Source organism: Mycobacterium sp. ITM-2016-00318 (assembly GCF_002968285.2).
GTDB lineage: Bacteria > Actinomycetota > Actinomycetes > Mycobacteriales > Mycobacteriaceae > Mycobacterium.
Map to the genome: position 1 here is coordinate 1,333,344 of NZ_CP134400.1, position 22,000 is coordinate 1,355,343.

Annotated in this window: 21 protein-coding genes; 10 read left to right on the forward strand and 11 right to left on the reverse strand. The window is 67.4% G+C overall.

Translation table 11 applies throughout. The features are described 5' to 3' along the window. The first annotated feature begins 498 nt into the window (after positions 1-498). From C6A82_RS06450 to C6A82_RS06460, 3 genes are read left to right on the forward strand one after another with little or no spacing between them, the layout of a single operon-like run. Positions 499-876 (forward strand): DUF1330 domain-containing protein, encoded by a 378-nt coding sequence (locus tag C6A82_RS06450; protein WP_311101721.1) that lies wholly within the window; start codon positions 499-501, stop codon positions 874-876. Between the two features lie 2 nt (positions 877-878). After that, on the forward strand, positions 879-1,778 hold the full coding sequence (locus C6A82_RS06455) for an NAD(P)H-binding protein (protein ID WP_105345139.1): 900 nt from the start codon (positions 879-881) through the stop codon (positions 1,776-1,778). A 4-nt stretch (positions 1,779-1,782) separates the two neighbouring features. Continuing rightward, positions 1,783-2,553: an SDR family NAD(P)-dependent oxidoreductase gene (locus C6A82_RS06460; RefSeq protein ID WP_105345141.1), complete on the forward strand. Its 771-nt coding sequence runs from the start codon at positions 1,783-1,785 to the stop codon at positions 2,551-2,553. Here C6A82_RS06460 and C6A82_RS06465 read toward each other — a convergent pair. The 3 genes from C6A82_RS06465 to C6A82_RS06475 are packed head-to-tail and all read right to left on the reverse strand — an operon-like array spanning position 2,522 to position 4,325. Continuing rightward, positions 2,522-3,307: an enoyl-CoA hydratase/isomerase family protein gene (locus C6A82_RS06465; RefSeq protein WP_105345142.1), complete on the reverse strand. Its 786-nt coding sequence runs from the start codon at positions 3,305-3,307 to the stop codon at positions 2,522-2,524. The two genes, C6A82_RS06460 and C6A82_RS06465, sit on opposite strands and share 32 nt — an antisense overlap. Positions 3,308-3,345: 38 nt before the next feature. Beyond that, positions 3,346-3,591: a hypothetical protein gene (locus C6A82_RS06470; RefSeq protein WP_105345144.1), complete on the reverse strand. Its 246-nt coding sequence runs from the start codon at positions 3,589-3,591 to the stop codon at positions 3,346-3,348. 53 nt (positions 3,592-3,644) lie between these two features. Then, on the reverse strand, positions 3,645-4,325 hold the full coding sequence (locus C6A82_RS06475; RefSeq protein WP_105345146.1) for a TetR family transcriptional regulator: 681 nt from the start codon (positions 4,323-4,325) through the stop codon (positions 3,645-3,647). A 70-nt stretch (positions 4,326-4,395) separates the two neighbouring features. Here C6A82_RS06475 and C6A82_RS06480 point away from each other — a divergent pair, with 70 nt between their 5' ends. Together C6A82_RS06480 and C6A82_RS06485 are read left to right on the forward strand one after the other, a co-directional pair. Continuing rightward, positions 4,396-5,457: a ferredoxin reductase gene (locus tag C6A82_RS06480; RefSeq protein ID WP_105345148.1), complete on the forward strand. Its 1,062-nt coding sequence runs from the start codon at positions 4,396-4,398 to the stop codon at positions 5,455-5,457. Positions 5,458-5,469: 12 nt separating this feature from the next. Beyond that, positions 5,470-6,567, forward strand: a complete 1,098-nt coding sequence (locus tag C6A82_RS06485; RefSeq protein ID WP_105345149.1) for an acyl-CoA desaturase — start codon at positions 5,470-5,472, stop codon at positions 6,565-6,567. Here the strand turns inward: C6A82_RS06485 and nei2 are convergent. Genes nei2 through C6A82_RS06505 form a run of 4 tightly spaced genes read right to left on the reverse strand, consistent with a single transcriptional unit; the run spans position 6,564 to position 13,779 of the window. Further along, positions 6,564-7,325: an endonuclease VIII Nei2 gene (gene nei2, locus C6A82_RS06490; RefSeq protein ID WP_105345151.1), complete on the reverse strand. Its 762-nt coding sequence runs from the start codon at positions 7,323-7,325 to the stop codon at positions 6,564-6,566. The genes C6A82_RS06485 and nei2 overlap by 4 nt on opposite strands. A gap of 2 nt (positions 7,326-7,327) precedes the next feature. After that, a complete protein-coding gene (locus C6A82_RS06495) occupies positions 7,328-8,263 on the reverse strand; it encodes an SDR family NAD(P)-dependent oxidoreductase (RefSeq protein WP_105345153.1) in 936 nt (311 codons plus the stop codon). Then, on the reverse strand, positions 8,256-9,212 hold the full coding sequence (locus tag C6A82_RS06500; RefSeq protein ID WP_105345155.1) for a nitronate monooxygenase family protein: 957 nt from the start codon (positions 9,210-9,212) through the stop codon (positions 8,256-8,258). The genes C6A82_RS06495 and C6A82_RS06500 overlap by 8 nt, the downstream gene beginning before the upstream one ends. Positions 9,213-9,237: 25 nt before the next feature. Continuing rightward, positions 9,238-13,779, reverse strand: a complete 4,542-nt coding sequence (locus C6A82_RS06505; RefSeq protein WP_105345157.1) for an ATP-dependent helicase — start codon at positions 13,777-13,779, stop codon at positions 9,238-9,240. Positions 13,780-13,847: 68 nt separating this feature from the next. Between C6A82_RS06505 and C6A82_RS06510 the strand changes: the two genes are divergently transcribed. After that, positions 13,848-15,173, forward strand: a complete 1,326-nt coding sequence (locus C6A82_RS06510) for an NAD(P)/FAD-dependent oxidoreductase (protein ID WP_105345158.1) — start codon at positions 13,848-13,850, stop codon at positions 15,171-15,173. Here C6A82_RS06510 and C6A82_RS06515 read toward each other — a convergent pair. Beyond that, positions 15,136-15,792 (reverse strand): TetR/AcrR family transcriptional regulator, encoded by a 657-nt coding sequence (locus tag C6A82_RS06515; protein WP_105345160.1) that lies wholly within the window; start codon positions 15,790-15,792, stop codon positions 15,136-15,138. The genes C6A82_RS06510 and C6A82_RS06515 overlap by 38 nt on opposite strands. Positions 15,793-15,853: 61 nt before the next feature. Between C6A82_RS06515 and C6A82_RS06520 the strand changes: the two genes are divergently transcribed. Next, positions 15,854-16,291, forward strand: coding sequence for an SRPBCC family protein (locus tag C6A82_RS06520; RefSeq protein ID WP_105345161.1), 438 nt, complete (start codon positions 15,854-15,856; stop codon positions 16,289-16,291). Here C6A82_RS06520 and C6A82_RS06525 read toward each other — a convergent pair. Both C6A82_RS06525 and C6A82_RS06530 read right to left on the reverse strand, forming a co-directional pair. After that, a complete protein-coding gene (locus C6A82_RS06525) occupies positions 16,288-17,829 on the reverse strand; it encodes an aldehyde dehydrogenase family protein (protein WP_311101722.1) in 1,542 nt (513 codons plus the stop codon). The two genes, C6A82_RS06520 and C6A82_RS06525, sit on opposite strands and share 4 nt — an antisense overlap. Then, positions 17,826-19,040 (reverse strand): 2-oxoadipate dioxygenase/decarboxylase family protein, encoded by a 1,215-nt coding sequence (locus C6A82_RS06530; RefSeq protein WP_105343169.1) that lies wholly within the window; start codon positions 19,038-19,040, stop codon positions 17,826-17,828. Before C6A82_RS06530 ends, C6A82_RS06525 begins: the two co-directional genes overlap by 4 nt. Before the next feature lie 30 nt (positions 19,041-19,070). Here C6A82_RS06530 and C6A82_RS06535 point away from each other — a divergent pair, with 30 nt between their 5' ends. Then, a complete protein-coding gene (locus C6A82_RS06535; protein WP_105343171.1) occupies positions 19,071-19,523 on the forward strand; it encodes an Lrp/AsnC family transcriptional regulator in 453 nt (150 codons plus the stop codon). A 65-nt stretch (positions 19,524-19,588) separates the two neighbouring features. Then, entirely contained in the window at positions 19,589-20,941 is a 1,353-nt protein-coding gene (lat, locus tag C6A82_RS06540; RefSeq protein ID WP_199193653.1) for an L-lysine 6-transaminase, read from the forward strand. Here lat and C6A82_RS06545 read toward each other — a convergent pair. Continuing rightward, positions 20,938-21,510, reverse strand: a complete 573-nt coding sequence (locus C6A82_RS06545; RefSeq protein ID WP_105343189.1) for a restriction endonuclease — start codon at positions 21,508-21,510, stop codon at positions 20,938-20,940. The two genes, lat and C6A82_RS06545, sit on opposite strands and share 4 nt — an antisense overlap. 118 nt (positions 21,511-21,628) lie before the next feature. On the opposite strand from C6A82_RS06545, the gene C6A82_RS06550 reads away from it, so the two are divergent. Further along, positions 21,629-21,997 (forward strand): hypothetical protein, encoded by a 369-nt coding sequence (locus tag C6A82_RS06550; RefSeq protein WP_105343174.1) that lies wholly within the window; start codon positions 21,629-21,631, stop codon positions 21,995-21,997. The last annotated feature ends 3 nt before the right edge of the window (positions 21,998-22,000 follow it).

Genomic DNA, 22,000 nt, shown 5'->3' on the forward strand with positions numbered 1-22,000 from the left:
CCCCCAGGTGCATGAAGCAGGATCGGTATCGCCTCGTCGGCTCCTAGCCCTGAAGCTGAGTTCAAGCTGAGAAGTTGAGCAAAAACTAACGTATGAGAAATCAGTTCGCTAGCGCTTTAAACGAACAATTGCGAAGTTCGTCAAATTTGTGGGCAACTCAGAGGATTGCCGGTCCATCCATGGTGGCCAGCGGCCTAAAGAGCTGATCTTACAAGCGAGTTTTGTTGCATCGGCAAGATCAACGGCGCCATCGAAGGTAACAAGTGAGGTTGATCTAAGTAACAACGGTGTCGTATGCGACGTTGCTGAGGCATGCGAAATTCAAGATCAGCAATGTGACATGGCCGAGTGTCAAGCAAAGCTTTCAGGTGTTTCTCAGCTAGCCGCCCGGCCCGGTCGTTGACGGTGGACTGACGGCGAACCACTATCGACCAATGACGACTGTTGGCAGGCTGTGGCAATACCCGGTCAAGTCGATGCAGGCGGGGAAGTAGAACATTGAATGCCGTAGTCACCGCCGAGCAGATGGCAGCGCTCGCTGCGCGCCCCGCCGACGCACCGGTCGTTATGGTCAATCTTCTGAAGTTCACGGCCGACGGCGGCCGGGAGAGCTACGCGCGCTACGCACAGGAGGTGGTACCGCACCTCCAGCGGGTGGGCGGCACGGTGCGCTACGCGGGCAGCGCACCGACGCACGTCATCGGCGATGACGAAAAGCCTTGGTGGGATGCAATTCTGGTGGTCGAGTACCCGTCGCCTGCCGCCTTCATCGACATGGTGACCAACGAGGACTACCTCAAGATCCATGACTACCGGGCGGCCGCGCTCGATCGCGGCGACCTGATCGCCACGTCGAACTGGACGATGGCCGACTAGCCATGTACCTCGTCACCGGGGCCGGTGGGGGCACAGGCAGTGTCAGCCGCGCGGTGGTCGAATTGCTCGTCGAGGACGATCGGCCGGTGCGTGCGATGGTGCGCCGGGACGACGAGCGTGCCAGGGGACTTCGCGACCTCGGCGCCGACGTCGTCGTCGGCGACCTGACCAACCCGCAGGACGTCGCGACCGCGATGACAGGCGTCGACCGGATGTTCTTCAACATGAGCGTCTCGCCGGATTATCTGACGGCGACTTCAATCGTGTGCGCGGTCGCGCTCGAAGCGGCGCCCGTCGAGGTCATCGTGAACATGTCACAGATGACCGTGTCGCAGATGACGCTCACCAGCACAACGGAATCCAATCAGCACCGGCTGCACTGGCTCGCCGAACACATCATGAACTGGTCGAGGGTGCCGGTGGTGCACGTGCGGCCAACGGTGTTCATGGAGAACCCGCTGCTCACCATGTTGGCGGCGGCCTCGATACGCGAACGCGGCACGCTCGTGCTGCCGTTCGGTGCCGGGCGGACGTCACCGATCGCCGCCGCCGACGTCGCCCGAGTGGTGGCGACGATATTGCGTGACCCCGCAGGCCGCATCGGTGACGTCTACGAGTTGACCGGACCCGAGGTTCTCGGTGTCGACGACATCGCCGAGCAATACTCGCGGGCTCTGGGCCGGCCGGTGACGGCTGTCGACACGCCACTCGACGAGTGGACGAAGCAGGTGCTTACCCCGATGGAGTTGCCGCCGCACGTTGGTCAGCACATCGCGACGATGGCGCGGCTGCACCGGGAGGGTCGCTACGACCGCAGCACTGATGACGTCGCGTCGATCACCGGTGCCCCTGCCCAAACGGTGGAGCAGTACGTAGCGGCGCACGCCCACGTGTTTAGCTGACCCCGTGGATCGCACCTCATTCGACCGCCTCTTCGACATGACCGACCGCACCGTCATCGTGACCGGCGGCACCCGCGGAATCGGCCTGGCCCTCGCGGAGGGATTCGCCCTCGCCGGTGCACGTGTCGTCGTGGCCAGCCGCAAACCTGACGCCTGCGAGCAAGCTGCCTCGCATCTGCGCGACCTCGGCGGGCAGGCCATCGGGGTGCCGACGCATCTCGGCGAGGTCGAGGCGCTCGGCACGCTGGTGCAACGCACCGTCGACGAGTACGGCGGCGTCGACGTTGTCGTCAACAATGCCGCAAACCCGTTGGCGCAGCCCCTCGGGGCGATGACCGTGGACGCGATGACGAAGTCGTTCGAGGTGAACCTGCGAGGGCCGGTGTTCCTCGTCCAGGAGGCGCTGCCACACCTCGAAAGTAGCCGGCACGCCGCGGTGTTGAACGTGGTGTCCGTCGGCGCGTTCATCTTCTCGCCGATGCTCTCCATCTACTCGTCGATGAAAGCCGCGATGATGTCATTCACCCGCTCGATGGCCGCGGAGTTCGCGCCGCACGGCATTCGCGTCAACGCGGTCGCCCCTGGTCCGGTGGACACCTACATGATGCAGCAGAACCCGCAGGAGGCCGTCGACGCGATGGTCGGTGGGACGTTGATGAAAAGGCTCGCCACGCCTGACGAGATGGTTGGCCCGGCGCTGCTGCTGTGTTCGGATGCGGGCAGCTACATGACCGGCAGCGTGATCATCGCTGACGGTGGCGGAACTCCTCGCTGAAGCGGGCCACCGCACCGCCGCTCGACGCCAGGATCTGACTGCGGTTCTCGACGTGCAGCGCCGCCTCGAGGCTGCCTGCGTCGAGGTTCGCCCACAACACCTGCTTGGTCGACTCGAGTCCGAATTCGCCGTAGCCGCAGAGGGTTTCGGCTATGGCAAGAGCATCGTCGAGTAGCGCCGGATCCTCTGACAAGCGGGTCACCAGACCGAGTCGCAGCGCCTCATGGGCGTCGATGACGCGCGCGGTCAGGACCATGTCGAACGCGGGTCCCGCACCGATGATGCGCGGCAGCGTGTAGCTGACGCCGATGTCGCATCCGCCGAGGCCGAGTTTGATGAACTGCGTGCAGAACCGCGCTGACTCGCCTGCGATTCGGATGTCGCAGGCCGCCGCGATACCGAGGCCGCCTCCGTATGCCGGGCCGTTGACGGCGGCGATCACCGGTTGGCGCAGCCGGTGAATGCGCGTTGTCAGTTCGGCGATGCGTTCCTGCCAGCGCATACCCGACCGCGGGAACTCCAGGTGAGAGCCTGCGTTCGGTGGGCTGGGATCGGTCAGGTCCAGACCCGAACAGAAACCACGGCCTGCGCCGGTGAGCACCACGACCCGGCATTCGTCGCTCGCAGCGATCTCGTCGATGGTGGCGTGCAGCGACTCGACAAGGTCTCGTGACAACGCGTTGAGCTTCTCCGGTCGGTTGAGCGTGATGACGGCGATCTCGGGGCGCGGGTACATCAGATCCAGAAGCGGCATTTGCTTATTGCTCCTCACGTGCGCGTAGCCACACGTTATTACGTTGATGGGCAGGCTATGTCGACATACACCGTGGATCCAGGATGCACGGCGGTGACCGAGCACTCCGAGAGCGACCTGTTCACTGCCCCGTTGACCTGCACCGTGTAGCCGTCGGCCTCCAGGCTCTTCACGGTGTCGGCCGCTGTTCCGACGCCACTGGGAGCTGCGCCTGCGTCTGCCGCGAATCCCAACGCACCCAACACCAGAACGCCGGCTGCGACTGTGGAAATTGCGAACTTCATGCCAACTGGAACGCTGCTGCGTACTCAGGTATTTCTCAGCTACGACGCCGCCGTCAGGGGCGGCTGCGCCATCCGGCGACGCCGACGGCGATCATCCGCAGCTGCTTGATCGCTGTGCGCTTGATCTCATCGAGCGCAGACTGGTCTCCGGCATCCTCGATGGCCTCGGCGATGACGATCATCGCGTTGACGAACAGCGTCGCCAGGATGTTGAGATCCTCGCTGCTCCACTCGTTCAACCCCGGAAAACGGGCGAGGTCGATGGCGAGCTCCGAGGTGATCAACCGGATCTCGGTACGGATCGCGTAGCGCAGCACGCTGACGCCACTGTTCCGTTCCCGTCCGATGAAAAGCCAGTGTTCACGACGGGCGGCGACGCCCGCGATGAGGATGTCGACCGAGGACTCGATGACGCGGTTGGGATCGAGCTTGCCTGCGCGGGCGCCACGCAACATGTCGCGCAGAGATCGGAAGGACTCGTCGATCAGGACAAGGCCGAGGGCCTCCATCGACTCGAAATGGCGGTAGAACGCCGCAGGTGCGATACCGGTGGCGCGGGTGACCTCACGCAGGCTCAGCGCGCTGAAGCTGCGGTCGGAGAGCAACGCAAGCGACGCGGCGATGATCGCGCGCCTGGTGGCTTCCTTGCGCTCTTCTCGCGATGGGGTGTCGCGCGAACGCTTGTATGTTCGACTTGACCTGCTCGTATGTGAGTTAGGCGAACGGCTGTTCACTCTGTGAAACCTACCACAATCAGCATCGATTCTATTGACGCGGTCCACTGTACTCACGCACCGTATACACATGTTCACTCAAACTTTGACACGCCGAGCGCGACGGTCGCCCCTGCTGGAGCTGCTGACCGGCCCCCACGGCGTTGACCGATACACCGAGCTCGTCGACCCGACCTGGACCGATGGCGAGGCCCGCGCGAAGGTCGTCGCGGTGCGGCGCCAGACCCCGCGCAGTGTCACGCTGACCCTCGAACCGAACCGGGCGTTCACCGGGTTCCGGGCCGGCCAGCACATCAACCTGACCGTCGAGATCAACGGGCGCAGGCGCACCAGGTGCTACTCGCCGGCGAGCGCCGAGAGCGCGCACCACATCGAGTTGACGATCGGCCGTCACGACGGCGGGCTGGTGTCGACCTACCTGTGCGACCACGCCCGACCCGGCATGATCGTCGGCCTCGACTCCGTCGGCGGCGACTTCACACTGCCCGCCGTCCCTCCGCGACGCATCCTGTTCGTGTCCGGCGGCAGCGGCATCACACCGGTGATGTCGATGCTGCGGACCCTGCGGACCGACGGGTTCGAAGGCGACATCGCGTTCGTCCACTATGCGCGCAGCGCCGAGGAAGCGTGCTACGCCGACGAACTCGCCACCATGACCGGAGTCCGCGTGCTGCACGGCTTCACCCGTGACGGCGCAGGCGATCTGACAGGCCACTTCGACGCCGATCATCTGGCCGCCGCGATGCCGGATCCCCCGGAAAACACAGCCGTCTACGTGTGCGGCCCGCCCGCACTGGTGGACGCCGTCCGAGCACACTGCCCCGACGCGCGGTCCGAGAGCTTCGTGCCGCCGACGTTCAGTGTTCCGGCCGACTCCACCGGCGGCCGAGTGTCGTTCACCGACAGCGGTGTCGATGCCACCGACGACGGCCAGCCGCTGCTGGTGCAGGCCGAGAACGCCGGACTAACGCCCGAAAGCGGATGCCGGATGGGCATCTGTCACAGCTGCACCCGCCGCAAGACCAGCGGCGCGGTACGCAATTTGATCACCGGGACTGTCTCGAGCACCGACGAGGAGGACGTGCAGATCTGCGTGTCCGCACCCGTCGGCGACGTCGAGATCGCCCTCTAGATAAGGAGAATCATGACTGCACCAACGATTACGCAGAAGACGCTCCAGAAGACGGTCGCAGGCAAGACCGTCACCCTGACCCCCGAGCAGGCCGAGGCGTTCGGACGCGAGCTCGACGCACTCAAGGAGCGCGTGATCGCCGACCTCGGCGAGCGCGACGTCGACTACATCCGGCGAATCATCAAGGCCCAACGCGGCCTCGAGGTCGCAGGCCGGGCCCTGCTCTTCGGCGGCATCTTCCCGCCGTTCTGGCTCGCGGGCACCGCAATGCTGGGAATCTCGAAGATCCTCGACAACATGGAGATCGGCCACAACGTCATGCACGGCCAGTACGACTGGACCGGCGACCCGGCGCTGGCGAGCAAGAAGTTCGAATGGGACACCGCGTGCCCTGCCGATCAGTGGCGCCACTCGCACAACTACATGCACCACACCTACACCAACATCGTCGGCATGGACCGCGACGTCGGCTACGGCATCCTTCGGATGAGCAAGGATCAGCGGTGGAGCCCGTACTTCCTCGGCAACCCGGTTTACGCCTTCCTCCTGATGGTGCTGTTCCAATACGGCGTCGCACTGCACGAGCTGGAGACCGAGCGGATCCGCTCAGGCGAGATCACCGTCGCTGAGAAACGCGAAGTCCTCAGCGCGATCTGGGGCAAGACCAAGAAGCAGACGCTGAAGGACTATGTGGCCTTCCCGCTGCTGGCCGGGCCCTTCGCGCCATGGGTGTTCGCGGGCAACATGACCGCCAACCTGATGCGCAACGTCTGGTCGTACATGATCATCTTCTGCGGCCACTTCCCCGAAGACGTCCAGGAGTTCTCGATCGAGGAGACGAAGGCCGAGACCCGCGGCGGATGGTACTTCCGCCAGATACTCGGATCGGCAAACCTCACCGGCGGCAAGCTCTTTCACATCTTGAGCGGCAATTTGTCGTTCCAGATCGAACATCACCTGTTCCCCGACGTCCCCGCCCACCGTCACGCCGAGATCGCACCCGAGGTGCAGGAGATCTGCCAGCGCTACGGCATCCCCTACAACAAGGGGTCGCTGCCCAAGCAGTTCGGCACCGTGGTGCGCAAGATCGTCAAACTGGCTCTGCCCTAACGCTGACAGTTGGGGCACCAGAAGGTGACCCGGTCACCGCTCCAGTCCGACTCGATGGCCGTGCCGCACCGTCGGCACGGCTCATCGGCGCGTCCGTATACCCAGACCTGTCGTCCGCGCCGGGTGTCGCCGGTGGTGGTGCGGTTGGAACGGAACCGGTTCAGCCACAACATATCTCGCGCACGCTGAGCCAACCGCAAGGGATCTTTTACCGAACTCACCGGAGTCGTCGGCAGGTGCCCGAACACAAAGCACAACTCGTTGCTGTACACGTTGCCCAGGCCGGCCATCACCTGCTGATCCAGCAGCACCTCCGAAAGCGGCCGGTCCGGGTCGGCGGTCAGATTCGTTACGGCGAGGTGTGGGTCCCAGTCGGGGCCGAGGAGGTCGGGGCCGAGATGCGCGACGGCGTCCTCGTCGTTGGTCCGCTCGAGAATCTCCAGCACGCCGAGGTCGATGCCCGCCGCCTGCACATCGCCCGCCTCGAGGATGATGCGGATGCGATGTCCCGCGCGGCTCGGCCTTGCTGCGCTGCCGACACGCCAACTGCCGTCCATTTTCAGATGCGAATGGATGCTCGCCTGCCCGACCCGGATGAAGAGGTGCTTCCCGCGGCTGACGACTTCGTCGACCCGCTGGCCAGTGAGGTCGACCGCGGCATAGCGCGGAACACGGACATCGCAGCGCGTCAACGTCTTTCCTTCCAATGCTTCGCGCAGCTTGGACGCCGTGTGAAAGACGGTGTCACCTTCGGGCATCGCTAGCCCGCCATCCGCAGCGAGACGTCCCACAACCGCTCGGCATTGGCCGGGTCGACGGCGTAGCGCGCGACGCCACCGGTTCCCGGCGCTCCGCGGCGGTCGACGACCGGTGCCTGCGCGCAGTCCTCGAAGTAGCGGCCGCCGATGCCATCCAGCAGCGGTGACGCCGCCAGCAGCACCGACGTCGCGGCGCCTTGCTCGACGGTCTTGAGCTTCAGTAGTTTCGCCGCCGCGGCGGCATGGCCGGGATCGACGTGGCGTCCGAGCGCGGTGTCGAAGATCGCACCCGGCATCAACGCATTGGAGGTGATGCCGTCATCGGCCCAGCGTCGCGTCGCCTCGACGGCCAACAGCACATTGGCAGTCTTCGATTGCCCGTATGCACTGAACGGGTTGTAGTCGCGGAAGGCGAAGTCGATGTCGTCGAAGACGACCGGCGAGCGCAGGTGTCCACCGGAGCTGACCGAGACGATCCGCGCTCCGCCGGCGGCGGCGAGTGCCTCGTGCAGCCCGACGGCGAGCGCGAAGTGGCCGAGATGGTTTGTGGCGAAATGTATCTCGTGTCCGCTGGAAGACAGCGTCAGCTCGGGAACCGCCATCACGCCCGCGTTGTTCACCAGGATGTGCAGCGGTCCCGCCCACGCGCGGACGAAGGCGGCGACGCTGGAGAGCTCGCCGAGGTCGACGGCGCCGACGGTGACGGCATCATTGCCGGTGCTCTCCCGGATCTCGGCGGCGACGTTCTCGCCGGCAGAGGTGTTGCGCACGGCCAGAGTGACCGCGGCGCCCGCGGCCGCCAGCGCCCGTGCGGTCTCGACGCCGATGCCCGACGAGGCGCCGGTGACGATCGCCGTCTTGCCGGTCAGGTCGACGCCCGCAACGACGTCGGCCGCCGTCGTTTCGAATCCGAACGGAGTGGTCAACGGGTCACTCATGGCGCCCGCCTGCCGTGGCGATGGCCTGCTCCGCCTCGCGCGCGATGCGACCGACGAGCGCCGCGGCACCCTCCGAACCGGTGATCACATCGAGGGCTTCGCCCGCCCAGATCGGCACGTAGTCGAGGTCGCCGCGGTCCACACCCTCGCGGTAGGCCGTTTTCGTGGCGTCGTCGATGTCGTCGTCGCGGCCCCGCCACGCGTCGGTTACCTTGTTGCGCAGCGTTCGCGCGGGATATCGCGCCGGCCACGGCGAATCGCGGACGACATCGAGCGCGCGTCCCTGTGTGGTGTCCTCGGCGCCCGCGGCAATCATCGCCGTGATCTCTTCAGAGGAGATCAGCGCTTCGTGAGTAGCTTCGAACCGGGTGCCGATGACGGCGCCGGCGGCGCCGAGCACGAGTGCGGCGGCCAAGCCTCGGCCGTCGCCGATGCCACCGGCCGCCAGCACCGGAACTGATTCCGCGATATCGACGACTGCGGGCACGAATGGCAGCGTTGCCCGGCCGCCGCCGTGCCCGCCTGCTTCGGAGCCCTGCGCCACGACGATGTCGGCACCCACGTCCAGTGCTCGACGGGCTTCTGCAAGGTCGGTCACCTGAATGATGACCGGGATGCCCGCCGCCCGGATCGCGTCGGTGAACGGGGCGGGATCGCCGAACGACAGCATGATCGCCGCGGGGTTCTGCGCTATCGCCGCATCGATGATCGCCGCATCGACCGCCCACGATAAGAAGCCGATGCCCCAGGGTTTGTGCGTGCCTGCCCGCGCCAGGTCGCACTCCCTCGCCAGCCAGGTCAGGTCGCCGACCCCGGCGCCGATCACGCCGAGCCCGCCACCCTCGGACACCGCCGCCGCCAGGGCGCCGCCCGCCACTCCGCCCATCGGAGCCAGCACCACGGGATGGTCGATGCCGAACTTCTCGGTCAAGGCTGTGCGCATCCCCATGCTCAGCACTCTAGGAAGCCTGCCGTCAGCGCAGTCGCAGACCCCGAGGTGTGCGCGCGAAACCGGCTCCGGTGAGCGCCGCGACGACGGTCGCCTGGTCGCCGTTCGCGTCCGGGGCCAGGACCGGTTCGCCGTTGATCTTCTCCACCAGCAGGGACTGCACCCGGCCAGAGCCGACCAGATCGGCGAGTGCACCCGCGGCCGCATGATGTGCCTCCGGATCTGCGGTGAAGCTGAGTAACGTCCGGCCCCCGCGCTCGACGAACCAGGCGAGCTCGCCGTCGACCAGAGCCACAAGCGCACCTGCCTTGCGGCCCGGCCGGTGCGCGCTCTCCGGCCATGGCAGTGCCGCGCCGTAGGGATTGGCGGGGTCGGCCGCCGCCAGCACCACGGTCTGGTACTCCCTGCGTTCCGGTTCGACGCTGTCGAGATAGGACCGCAGCCGATCCACGGTCGACGCGACTGCGAACTGCGCGCCGCCCAGCGACTCGACGAAGTACCCGCGCTGGCATCGGCCGACATCCTCGAATGCGGACAACACCTTGTAGAGCGTCGCGAATCCGCCGGGGATGCCCTCGCCCGCGACCGCACCTTTGGTTAGCACCCCGTGCCTGTTGAGCAGAAGCTCGGCTTGAAAGTGTGCCCGCACAGTCGAATCCAGCTCAGCGGCAGGCAGTGCGGACCAGCGTCCCGCGACGGTGGGATCGGAGGCACGGGTCTGCGCATGGGCGACGCTGTATCGGCTCAACCGCGGCGGTCGCTTGGACCCCTGGCGGTGCGCGGGCCGACCCGACCGACGTCCGGTGCCGCCCAGCAGCGCGCGCACCGGCGCGAACGTGTCGCCGGTCACCCAGCCTGCCCAAATCAGTTCCCACAGAGCCTGTTTGAACTGCTCGTCAGCTGCGCCCGCGGAGCCGGCAGTTGGGCTGGAGCCTGCGAGCTGGCGGAAGAAGTACGCGCCGCCGCCACCGAGCAACTCCATGATCGCGCGGTGGGTGTCGGTGAAGTCGACCTCGGTCGGCTGCGCAAGCGTCAGCGGCGCGGAGTCGGCGGGATGGAAGGCGATCCAGCCGTCTGCGCTGCCGATCGGGCCTGCGCCCGACCACGTCACCTCGCCTGATGCGAGCAGTTCGTCGAGCATCGCGGGCTGGTAGTCGCGGACGCGGGCCGAGAACACGAGCGGTTCGACCGCCGACGCGGGCATCGGCACACCGGCGACCTGGTCGATCACCGATGCCAGCCCGTCGACGCCGGAAGCCCGTTCGAGTCCGACCTGCTGCCACGCGGGCAGGAAGCGCGCATAGGCGGTGGTGCTGACCGGCTCCACCTGCGCCCGCAGCGCCGCAAGCGACCGCCGCCGCAGAATCTTCAGCACGCCTGCGTCACACCACTGGTCCCCCGATTCGGCGGTATCGGTGAACTCCCCGCGCACCAGCTTGCCATCGATCGCCATGCGGCCCAACACATCTGCCGTGATGCGCTGACCAAGCCCGAAGCGGGTGGCCGCCTCGTGGGTGGTGAACGGGGCTCGCGTGCGGGCGTATCGACCGAGCAGTTCGCCCAGCGGATCGTCGACGCCTTCGGTGAAGGTCAGCGGGACACCGACGGGTACGGCGACACCCACGCCGTCGCGCAACAGGCCGATGTCCTCGATGGCCACCCACCACGTCTGCCCGGCGAACGACACGGTGAGCGCACGCTTCGTCTCGCGCAACCCTTCCAGCCAGCCGCCGACGTCATCGGCGGTGCACCGCTCGGCGATCTCGGCCTCGGTCAGCGGGCCCAGCATCCGCAGCAGGTCGGCGACACCCTCGGCATCACGGGCGGCACGGTCCTCGCTGAGGTGCTGCAATTGCGCTGCGGTGCTTGCGATCACCTGCGGGTCGAGCAGCTCTCGCAGCTCGACACGGCCAAGCAACTCGGCCAGCAGCATGCTGTCCAGCGACAGCGCCGCGGCGCGCCGTTCGGCCAGCGGGCTGTCGCCCTCGTACATGAACGCCCCGACGTAGCCGAACAACAGCGAAGCCGCGAACGGTGACGGTGTCTGGGTCTCCACCTCGACCACCCGCAGCCTGCGCTGGGCGATGCGACCCATCAACTCGGTCAGCGTCGGCACGTCGTAGACGTCCTGCAGGCATTCGCGCACGGTCTCCAGCACGATCGGAAAGTCGGGGTACTTGCGGGCCACGTCCAGGAGTTGGGCGGCGCGCTGCCGCTGATGCCACAGCGGAGAACGCTTCCCCGGATGCCTGCGTGGCAACAGCAGCGCGCGTGCCGAGCATTCGCGGAATCGCGAGGCGAACAACGCCGATCCGCCCACCTCGGCGGTGACGATCGGCTCGATCTCGTCGGCGTCGAACACGAACAGCTCGGCGCCTGGCGCGACGTCCTCGGTGTCCGGCAGTCGCACGATGATGCCGTCGTCGGAGGCCGTCGGCTTCTCGTCGATGCCGTAACGCTCCCGAAGCCGGCGTGACACCGCAAGCGCCAACGGACCGTGCACCCGCAACCCGTACGGGGAGTGCAGGATCACTCGCCAGTCGCCGAGCTCGTCGCGGAATCGCTCCACCACGAATGTCACATCCGTCGGCACGGTTCCGGTGGCCTGGCGCTGGTCGTTCAACAACTGCCACAGGTTGTCGGTGGCGTAGTCGTCGAACCCCATTGCCGCGCACCGGTCGGCGAACTCTTCCTGAGGCAGACCGGACAGTTCTCCGGTGAACTTCCCGATCGCCGCGCCGAGCTCGGCGGGCCGACCGACTCCATCGCCCCGCCAGAACGGCAGCCGCGCCGGTTGCCCCGGCGCCGGGATGACAAGCACCCGATCGTGGGTGATCTCGGTGATCCGCCAGCTGGTGGCGCCGAGGGAGATGACATCGCCGGGCCGCGACTCGTAGACCATCTCCTCGTCGAGTTCACCCACCCGCGAAGGCTTTTCTGATTCCGCGCTTGACGCCAGATAGACGGTGAACAGCCCGCGGTCGGGAATCGCTCCGCCGGAGGTGACGGCCAGCCGCTGTGCGCCAGGCCTGGCGGTCAGGGTACCCGCATCGCGGTCGTACACCAGCCGTGGCCGCAACTCGGCGAACTCGGTCGACGGGTACTTGCCCGACAGCAGGTCGAGCGTCGCTTCGAACGCGCTGCGCGGCAGCGTCGCGAACGGCGCGCTTCGCCGTACCGCGTCGAACCACAGGTCGGCATCGAGCGGCTCGAGCGCGCAGGCGGCCACCGTGTGCTGAGCCAGCACGTCGAGCGGGTTCGTCGGCACCCGCATCGTCTCGATTTCGCCGGAGAGCATCCGCCGCACCGTCACCGCGCAGCCGATCAGGTCGGAGCGGTGCTTGGGGAACAGCACGCCCTGCGAGATCTCGCCGACCTGGTGTCCCGCCCGTCCGATGCGCTGCAGCCCGCTGGCCACCGACGTCGGCGTCTCCACCTGGATCACGAGATCGACTGCCCCCATGTCGATGCCGAGCTCGAGACTCGAGGTGGCGACCACGGCCTTCAACCGCCCGGTCTTGAGGTCGTCCTCGACGATCGCCCGCTGCTCCTTGCTGACCGACCCGTGGTGCGCCTTGGCCAGCAACAGCTCGGCGCCGGAAGCCAGCCCGCTGCCCATGATGTGAGCCGGCGCGCCGCCGCCCACCTGCGGGTTGGGGCCGTCAGGCAAGTCGACACCAAGCCGTTCGGCGTGGATTTCGTTGAGCCGCGACGTGAGTCGCTCGGCCAGCCGCCGCGAATTGGCGAACACGATCGAACTGCGGTGCGCCTCGATCAGGTCGACGATCCGCTCCTCGACGTCAGGCCAGATCGAGTTGTTCTCGAGGTTGGCCATATCGGGCACCGGTACCTGCACCGACAGGTCGAACGTCTTGGCCGCGGGCGGGGCGACGATCGTCGCAGGGGCCTGCCCGGACAGGAACCGCGCCACCTCTTCGGGCGGGCGCACGGTCGCCGACAGCCCGATGCGCTGCGCGGGCCTGTCCAGTAATTGATCCAGCCGCTCGAGCGAGAGGGCGAGGTGGGCGCCCCGCTTGGTGGCGGCGACCGCGTGCACTTCGTCGACGATGACCGTCTGAACTGCCGCGAGCGAGTCACGCGCAGCCGACGTCAGCATTAGAAACAGCGATTCGGGTGTGGTGATCAGGACGTCGGGCGGCCTGGCGATGAGCTCTCGCCGTTGGCCGGGCGGAGTGTCCCCGGAGCGGACGCCGACGCTGATCGCCGGCGGTTGTTGGCCGTGCCGCTCGGCGATGCGGGTGATGCCGGTCAGCGGCGTCCGGAGGTTGCGTTCGACGTCGACGGCCAGCGCCTTGAGCGGCGATACGTAGAGGACGCGGGTGCCCGAGCCTGCGGGCCGCGGCTTCTCGGCGAGCCGGTCGATCGCCCAGAGGAAGGCGGCCAGCGTCTTACCGGACCCCGTCGGCGCGATGACCAGCGTGTTGTCGCCGTCGGCGATGGCCGACCAGGCCTCGGCCTGGGCATCAGTCGGCGCCGCGAAGGTGCCGGTGAACCACTCCCGGGTCAGCGCGCTGAACCGGGAGAGCGGGTCGCGGACAGAGGTCACCTTGTCATCGTGCCAACCGCCACCGACAAAGTGCGACGGTCGGCGTTCGCCGGGCGCGAGAATGAGCCATGGCCGGTGCCCATGCGATCGTCCTCGGCGCCAGCATGGCGGGACTGCTGGCCGCACGGGTGCTTGCCGACTCGTATCGGGCGGTCACCCTGGTGGAGCGCGATGAGCTGCCAGAGGCCGTCGGCAACCGACGCGGCGTGCCGCAGGGCCGGCACGCCCACGGACTGCTGGGCCGCGGCTCGCTGATCCTCGCGGACCTCTTCCCCGGTTTCGAGGCCGAACTCGTCACCGCAGGCGTACCGGCGTTCGACTATCGCGACCTGTCGAGGGCGTCGTTCCTTCTCGCGGGACATCGCGCACCGACCCGGGGCGCCTTCTCGACCGTGCCGCCGCTCTACTTTCCCAGCAGGCCGTTGCTGGAGAGCCTCGTCCGGCGCAGGGTGCGCGAGATACCCAACGTCGAGTTCCTGACGGCGCACGATGTCGTCGACCTGACGTCGACATCCGACCGTGTCACCGGCGCGCGGGTGATGCCCCACAACGGCGCGGGCGAACGCGTGCTGGACGCCGATCTCGTCGTCGACGCGACCGGCCGGGGGGCACGCACACCGGCCCTCCTCGAAGACCTCGGATACGGCCGCCCGACAGAGGACACGGTGACCGTGCACGTCGTCTACTCCAGCCAGTTGCTGCAGATGCCGCCGGGTGCCCTGCGGGAAATGGTGGTGGCCACCACGCCGGAGCCTGGAAGGCCCACCGGGATGGCTCTTTTCGGCTACGAGAACGACACCTGGATGTTCACCGCGTTCGGTATGGCCGGCCGTGAGCCGCCGACCGACCCCGTCGACCGGCTGGCCTTCGTCGAGGCGATCACGCCGCCGCACATCATGCGCGCATTGCGGGATGCGGTGCCGCTCAGCGACATCTGTCGGTACCGCTACCCGGAGAATCGATGGCGGCGCTACGACAAGATGAGGCGGTTCCCCGAGGGGCTGCTCGTCATCGGCGACGCGGTCGCCAACTTCAATCCGATCTACGGCCAGGGGATGACCGTTGCGGCGTTACAGGCCCTGGCCTTGCGCGACAGCCTCTCTCGCGGCCCGCAGCAGTTGGCGCGACGGTACTTCCGTGCGGCGGCGAAGCCGATAGCGGTGGCGTGGCGGTTCGCGACCGGCGCCGACCTCAGCCAACCCGAAGTCCAGGGCCACCGCTCGCTGCCGACGCGGATCGCGAACGGCTATGTGCAACGGCTGCTGACGGTGTGCGAGTCCGACATCGCCTGCGCAGAACAGCTCATCCGGGTCACCGGACTCATCGACCCGCCCACTCGGCTGCTGCGCCCGAGAATCATGTACCGCGTCGCTCGAACGCGACCGCCTCGCTGAGCGCGTCCGGGATACCTGGCACGCGACCGACCATGTCGAGCAGCGCATGCGCGCAGGTGTCGGCGATCTGGCCGGCGTCGATGGACGGATCCATGATGCGCTGCCTGCACATCTCCATCGTCATCGCGAGCCAGCCGTACATGGTCATCCGCACGTCGCGCTCCACCTTGGAGTCCAGCCCACTGCCGAGGGTGTGGTTCATCCGGTCCATCAGCCGGTTGACCTGACGCTCGTTGTCGGTGTCCTCGATGCCGCGCAGGACCGGGTCGGAGGTGCCCATGCCGACGTAGGCCGCCCACGCGCCGTGCGGGTGCTGCTCGTCATAGCGCAGATAGGCCAGCACGCCCGCGCGCAGCTGCACGAACAGCGTCTGGCCCGCGATCGCCGGGGTGTTCGTCGCCTCGAACAGCCGGTCGCCCTCGGCCTTCACCACCGCGGCGAAGAACGCGCGCTTGTCGGGGAAGTAGTGGTACATCAGCGCGCGTGACACACCTGCGCGTTCGGCGATCTCGTCGATGCGGACTTCGTCGTAGGGGCGTTCACCGAACACCTTGGCGCCGAGGTCCAACAACTCACTCCGACGATCGTCGGGGGAGAGCCGCCGCCCGGGTTCAGCCACCCGGCCAGTCTAATTTGCGCGTGTACAACATCGGCTCAGACTGCGCCCGTACTGTGGCGCCGTGGCCGAGATACGCGTCGAACGCATCATCGCCGCGCCTCTAGAGCACGTCTTCGACTGGGTCGCCGATCCGGCCCATCTGACCGAAGCCAGGCTCATCCTCTGGGCCGGCTGGGCGAAGGGAACGCAGGCTGCTGGGCTGGGCGCCGTTCGGAACGCGATCGCGGCAGGTATGTGGCTGCGCGAGGAATACACCGCCTATGACGCGCCGCGGAGCTACTCGTACCTGATCGTCCATTCGGTGCCGGCCCTCAACCACGATGGCGGCACACTGACGCTCACTCCCTCAGTCGATGGCACACACATCGACTGGGTCACCGCGTTCACCCATCCGGTATGGGTGGGCGGCAAGGCGCTGGAGGCGGTGACGGCGCGGGCGATTCGGTCGGGCTTCGTCGAGATCCTCGACAGCTGCGCGAAAGCCCTCGAAACGCCCTAGCCGAAGTGCACGCCCTGGGCCAAAGGCAGCTCGGAAGAGTAGTTGACGGTGTTGGTCGCCCTGCGCATGTAAGCCTTCCATGCGTCCGAGCCGGACTCGCGGCCGCCACCGGTCTCCTTCTCGCCGCCGAAAGCTCCGCCGATCTCGGCTCCCGAGGTCCCGATGTTGACATTGGCGATGCCGCAGTCGGACCCCTCGGCCGACATGAACCGTTCGGCCTCGCGCATGTCGGAGGTGAAGATCGCCGATGAAAGTCCCTGCGGGACAGCATTGTTCAACTCGATCGCCTCGTCCAGGTCGTCATAGGTGATCACGTACAGGATCGGCGCGAAGGTCTCCTGGTGCATCAGCTCCGTCTGCGAAGGCATCCGCACCACGGCGGGGGCGACGTAGTAGGCGTTGTCGCCGAAATCGTGGCGCTCGCCGCCGAACACCTCACCGCCTTCGGCGCTGGCCAGCTCGAGCGCGCCGACCATGTCCCGGTATGACGTCTCGTGGATCAGCGGCCCGACGAGCGTGCCGTCGGCCTGAGGGTCGCCAATGGGCAGCTGGCGGTAGGCCGACACGATCCGCTCGACGAGGGAGTCGGCGACCGAGGAGTGCACGATCAGCCTGCGCAGCGTCGTGCAGCGCTGCCCCGCGGTGCCCGCCGCGGAGAAGACGATGCCGCGTAGGGCCAGCTCGAGGTCGGCCGACGGCGTGACGACGGCGGCGTTGTTGCCGCCGAGTTCCAGCAGCACGCGGCCGAACCGCTGGGCCACCCGCGGACCGACCTGGCGGCCCATCCGCACGGAACCGGTTGCGCTGAGCAGAGCGACGCGCGGGTCGTCGACCAGGCGTTCGCCGACCTCACGCCCACCCATGATCAGCCGGCTCACCGCGCGCGGCGCGCCGACGTCCTGCGCGGCCCGCTCGGCCAGCGCCTGGCAGGCGAGTGCCGTGAGCGGCGTGAGCTCCGACGGCTTCCACACCACGGTGTCACCGCAGACGAGGGCGACGGCGGCGTTCCACGACCACACCGCGACGGGAAAGTTGAAGGCGGTGATGACACCGACGACACCCAGCGGGTGCCAGGTCTCCATCAGCCGGTGTCCCGGCCGCTCCGAGGCGATGGTCCTGCCGTACAGCTGACGCGACAGACCGACGGCGAACTCGCAGATGTCGATCATCTCCTGCACCTCGCCGAGGGCCTCCGAGGTGATCTTTCCCGCCTCGATGGTGACCAGCGCCGCGAGATCACTCTTGTGCTCCTTGAGCAGCTCGCCCAGGCGTGCGACCAGCGCGCCACGAACCGGTGCGGGGGTGGTGCGCCACGACGTGAACGCCTGCGCCGCTTCGGCGATCGCGGCCTCGGCCTGCTCCGGTGAGCTCTCCGGCACGGTGAACAGCACGTCGCCGGTGATCGGACTGCTTGCATGCACGCCGTGGGCGCCGGTCTCACCGAGTTCGACGCGTGAACCGACCGCCTGCAGGGCGTCACGGGCCTTCGCGCGAAGGTCGTCGGCCGTCGGGAGCGGTGATGTCTGAACGCTGGTCATGAGGATGCGACTTTCTCGTAGAGCTCGTAGGGATCGTGAATGTGGTGCCCGATCTGTCCCGCCATCCAATCGACGGTGTATTGATCCCGATCTTCCTGATTATCGGAGCCGTCCGGCTTCTGCGCGTCGATATCGAGATTCGATCGGAAAATCCCGGCCGCGGATGCGGGCAGGAAATCTTCATAGACAACGGGTTTGGACGGGTTGTCACCGTGGTAGTACGCCAGCCCGGCCGTCGCCATCCGGTCGTGGGTGGTGGGGAAGTAGTCGCCCCACACCTTCGCCGGATTCGGCGTGGCCATGGCCGCGTCGAAGCGACGGCGTCCCTCGGGGGTCAGTGCGACCCCCCGCGACTCCACCTCGCCGAACCGCACGCGCAGGGTGCCGTCGGCGACGCTGCCGTCGGCGTCGCGGAAGCGGCGAGGCTCGGCTAGCGCCCGAAACGACGTCTGGCGTAGCAGCACATCGGGACCGTCCCAGCGCGGCGGGCCCTGGATGGCGCCGGTCATCGTGATGCCGCGCGCCGTCATCCGTCGGTACAACTCGTCGATGTCGAGGACGCGCGGCGTCAGGTGGTTGATGTGGGTGGAGGCAACCCCTGCGATGTCGGCGGCGACGGCCGACACCGCGGTCAGCTGCTCGTACCAGCCGCGATCGATCGGTTCACGGGAGAGCGCGAATGCGGCGACCGCCGAGGCGACGAACCGCCGCGCCCGGTCGGGTTCGGCGCCGCCTGCTTCGGCGATGCACCTGGCCTCGGCGATCAAGGCGGAGTCGAACAGCCGGCGCCCGGCAAGGAACCGCTCGACCCGCGCGCGCATCTCGGGGGAGAAGAAGCGGGTGTCGGCCGTGGCCAGCATGGACGTGAAAATCCGAAACGGATTGCGCGCCAGCTGATCCGCGTCGATCGGCCGGAACGCCGTCGACATGACAGGTACGGGTGGGGTGGCATCACGGAGATCGTAGAACCCGACGGGGTGCATTCCGAACGCCGCGAACAGGTCGGCGACATCGGCGAGTTCGCGGACATTGCCGACACGGATCGCACCGTGACGTTCGGCGGACACCCGCTGCGAACCGCCGAGTTCGCGGTTCACCTCAGCGCTGACCTCGAGAAGGGTGGTGTACGCGGGCACCTCCGTGCCGTACATCCGGGACAGCGCAGCGGCGAATTCGGCGCGCAGCCGCCATGTTTCGATTGGTTTGCTCATTGCCCACGCCCGAAAGGATAGGGTGCGGCCATGAGCGAAGAGCTCGATGAGATCGACCGGATCCTGGCCCGCGAACTCGTCGCAGATGGCCGGGCCACGCTGGCGCAGCTCGCGGCGACGGCGGGACTTTCGGTGTCCGCGGTCCAGTCACGCGTGCGACGGCTCGAGGCGCGGGGCGTGGTGACGGGATACACCGCCCGGATCAACCCCGAGGCCGTTGGGCACATGCTGTCGGCGTTCGTGGCCATCTCTCCTATCGATCCCTCTCAGCCCGATGATGCGCCCGCCCGTCTCGAACACATCGAGGCCATCGAGTCGTGTCACTCGGTGGCGGGCGAGGAAAGCTATGTCCTCCTGGTGCGTGTCGAGTCGGCGCGGGCGCTGGAAGACCTGTTGCAGCAGATCCGCACGGCCGCCAATGTGCGCACTCGAAGCACCATCATCTTACAGACTTTTTACGCAGGACGCGAGCATATCCCGTAATTCTTCCGGTCAGCTGGCGTATCAACCGTAAAAGATGCGCTAAGATCGTCGGCATGACCGCCGTGATGACCCCTGCCGAAAAGACAGCCGCCGTCCCCGCCATCCGCTCGGCCGACGTGCGCGAGGTGCTGGCTCGCAGCATCCTCGCCGACGGTCTCGATTTCGTACTCGACATCGAGCGCTCGTCCGGCTCGAACCTCGTCGACGCCCGAACCGGCGAGCGCTACCTCGACATGTTCACGTTCTTCGCGTCTTCGGCGCTGGGGATGAACCATCCAGCACTGGCCGAGGACGAGGCGTTTCGCGCCGAGCTCGCCGCCGCGGCGGTGAACAAGCCGAGTAACTCCGACGTGTACAGCGTTCCGATGGCGCGCTTCGTCGACACGTTCGCCCGCGTGCTGGGCGACCCCGCCCTTCCGCACCTGTTCTTCGTCGACGGCGGGGCGCTGGCCGTCGAGAACGCGCTGAAGGTGGCGTTCGACTGGAAGAGCAGGCTCAACGAGTCGCGCGGCCTGGCCGGTTCGTCCTCCTCGCGTGCGGGTGACCCCGAGCTCGGCACCAAGGTGCTCCATCTGCGCGGCGCCTTCCACGGCCGCAGCGGGTACACGCTGTCGCTGACCAACACCGACCCGAACAAGGTCGCGCGGTTCCCGAAGTTCGACTGGCCGCGCATCGATTCGCCGTACGTCCGCCCCGACGCCGATATGGATGCGCTGGAGGCCGAGTCACTGCGGCAGGCGCGCGCGGCCTTCGAGGCCAACCCGCACGACATCGCCTGCTTCATCGCCGAGCCCATTCAGGGCGAGGGCGGCGACCGGCACATCCGTCCCGAGTTCTTTGCCGCGATGCGCGAGCTGTGCGACGAGTTCGACGCGCTGCTCATCTTCGACGAGGTGCAGACCGGCTGTGGTTTGACCGGAACAGCCTGGGCCTACCAGCAACTGGGCGTGACGCCCGATGTGGTCGCGTTCGGTAAGAAGACCCAGGTATGCGGAATCATGGCGGGCCGCCGCGTCGACGAGGTCGCCGACAACGTGTTCGCGGTCAGCTCGCGGATCAACTCGACATGGGGCGGCAATCTGGTGGACATGGTCCGCTCGCGCCGGATCCTCGAGGTCATCGAGTCCGACGGGCTGATGGCGCACGCCGCAGACGCGGGGCGCTACCTGCACGCCCGGCTCGACGAACTCGCCGCCGAGTTTCCCGAACTGGTGCGCGACGTGCGCGGCCGCGGGCTGATGCGCGCATTCAGCCTGCCGTCGGGTGAGCAGCGCGACGAGCTGATCCGCAGGCTGTGGGACCGCCGCGTGGTGATGCTGGCCAGCGGAGAGGACAGCGTCCGGTTCCGGCCCGCGCTGACGGTGTCGTACGCCGAGATCGACGAGGCGGTCGCGACGGTGCGCGAGGCGCTGCGCTAAAGGGCCGTGGGCGCCGACGGCTCGGTGAGCCGTCGGATGATCGATCGCAGCCGCGGCAGCTCCGACCCGCCGACGAGCGCACAGCCGTGCAGTTGCGCGAGTTTGACTGCAGCCGGGGTGAACGCGTGGTTGGTGACGACCATGGTCTTGGTACACCCGTGCATCGGCGCGCCGGCGACGACCTCCTGCACGGCACCCGAGCCGACTGGTCGTGACTGCCGTTTGCACTGCACCGCAAGGCGTTCGGGCCGGTGCCCGACGATCAGGTCGACGCCCCAGTCCCCGGTTACCGCGGTCATGATCACGGGTACGCCGCACGACCGGGCGATGCGCGCCACGTGATCCTCGAACTCCATGCCGGACATGGCCAACGCCGCAGGGGCTTCTCGGGGGCCGGGGGTGAACGCGCCCGTGACGGCCGCCAGCAGGAACCGCGGCGCGGCGGCGAGCAGCACAGGCACAACGGCCGCGGCGACGAGGCTCCATGCCAAATCGACACCGAGTTGGTAGGCGGCCAGACCGGATGCGACACCGACGGCCGAGTACACCTTCGCCCTGGTGCCGATCACGACGCGAATGCTAGGTCCGCCGACCGACAAGCAGCGGTTACGCAGGGTCGCGGGCGTGTCGATTCGCCACGCCGCGAGCCGAGGTTTATCGCCGCGTAACCAGGGGAATTAGCTAGCCGTGTACCGCACAACGGACGACCTGCGCCACGGCGACACCGCCGTTCGCGAAGGTGTGATCGATGCCGTCCGCTTCGGCGCGGGCGTCGTGGTGGCCGCGCTCGTGCTGATGGCGGTCGCCGAGGTGTGGATCGGCACCTGTGGAGCATCGACCTTCGATGCGCTTGCCTGCGGTACACCGCAAACTACCGTTCTCGCCCTCGGCGCCCCCCTGATCCTGTTGGCAGGCGGCTTGCGCGCATTCCACCGGACTTACGTGGTTCGGCGGAGCCACGGCATCGCATGGCCGTGGCAGGGGGCGGGTTGGTTCCTCATGGCCGCGATGCTGCTGGTTCTTGCCAAGAGCGTGCCACTCATCGCGATGCCCTGACTG

Coding starts and splice junctions, on each gene's coding strand:
- C6A82_RS06455 (WP_105345139.1), top strand. CDS start 879: ATGTACCTCGTCACCGGGGCCGGTGGGGGCACAGGCAGTGTCAGCCGC.
- C6A82_RS06465 (WP_105345142.1), bottom strand. CDS start 3,307: ATGCCGCTTCTGGATCTGATGTACCCGCGCCCCGAGATCGCCGTCATC.
- C6A82_RS06470 (WP_105345144.1), bottom strand. CDS start 3,591: ATGAAGTTCGCAATTTCCACAGTCGCAGCCGGCGTTCTGGTGTTGGGT.
- C6A82_RS06480 (WP_105345148.1), top strand. CDS start 4,396: ATGTTCACTCAAACTTTGACACGCCGAGCGCGACGGTCGCCCCTGCTG.
- C6A82_RS06485 (WP_105345149.1), top strand. CDS start 5,470: ATGACTGCACCAACGATTACGCAGAAGACGCTCCAGAAGACGGTCGCA.
- nei2 (WP_105345151.1), bottom strand. CDS start 7,325: ATGCCCGAAGGTGACACCGTCTTTCACACGGCGTCCAAGCTGCGCGAA.
- C6A82_RS06495 (WP_105345153.1), bottom strand. CDS start 8,263: ATGAGTGACCCGTTGACCACTCCGTTCGGATTCGAAACGACGGCGGCC.
- C6A82_RS06500 (WP_105345155.1), bottom strand. CDS start 9,212: ATGGGGATGCGCACAGCCTTGACCGAGAAGTTCGGCATCGACCATCCC.
- C6A82_RS06510 (WP_105345158.1), top strand. CDS start 13,848: ATGGCCGGTGCCCATGCGATCGTCCTCGGCGCCAGCATGGCGGGACTG.
- C6A82_RS06525 (WP_311101722.1), bottom strand. CDS start 17,829: ATGACCAGCGTTCAGACATCACCGCTCCCGACGGCCGACGACCTTCGC.
- C6A82_RS06530 (WP_105343169.1), bottom strand. CDS start 19,040: ATGAGCAAACCAATCGAAACATGGCGGCTGCGCGCCGAATTCGCCGCT.
- C6A82_RS06535 (WP_105343171.1), top strand. CDS start 19,071: ATGAGCGAAGAGCTCGATGAGATCGACCGGATCCTGGCCCGCGAACTC.
- lat (WP_199193653.1), top strand. CDS start 19,589: ATGACCCCTGCCGAAAAGACAGCCGCCGTCCCCGCCATCCGCTCGGCC.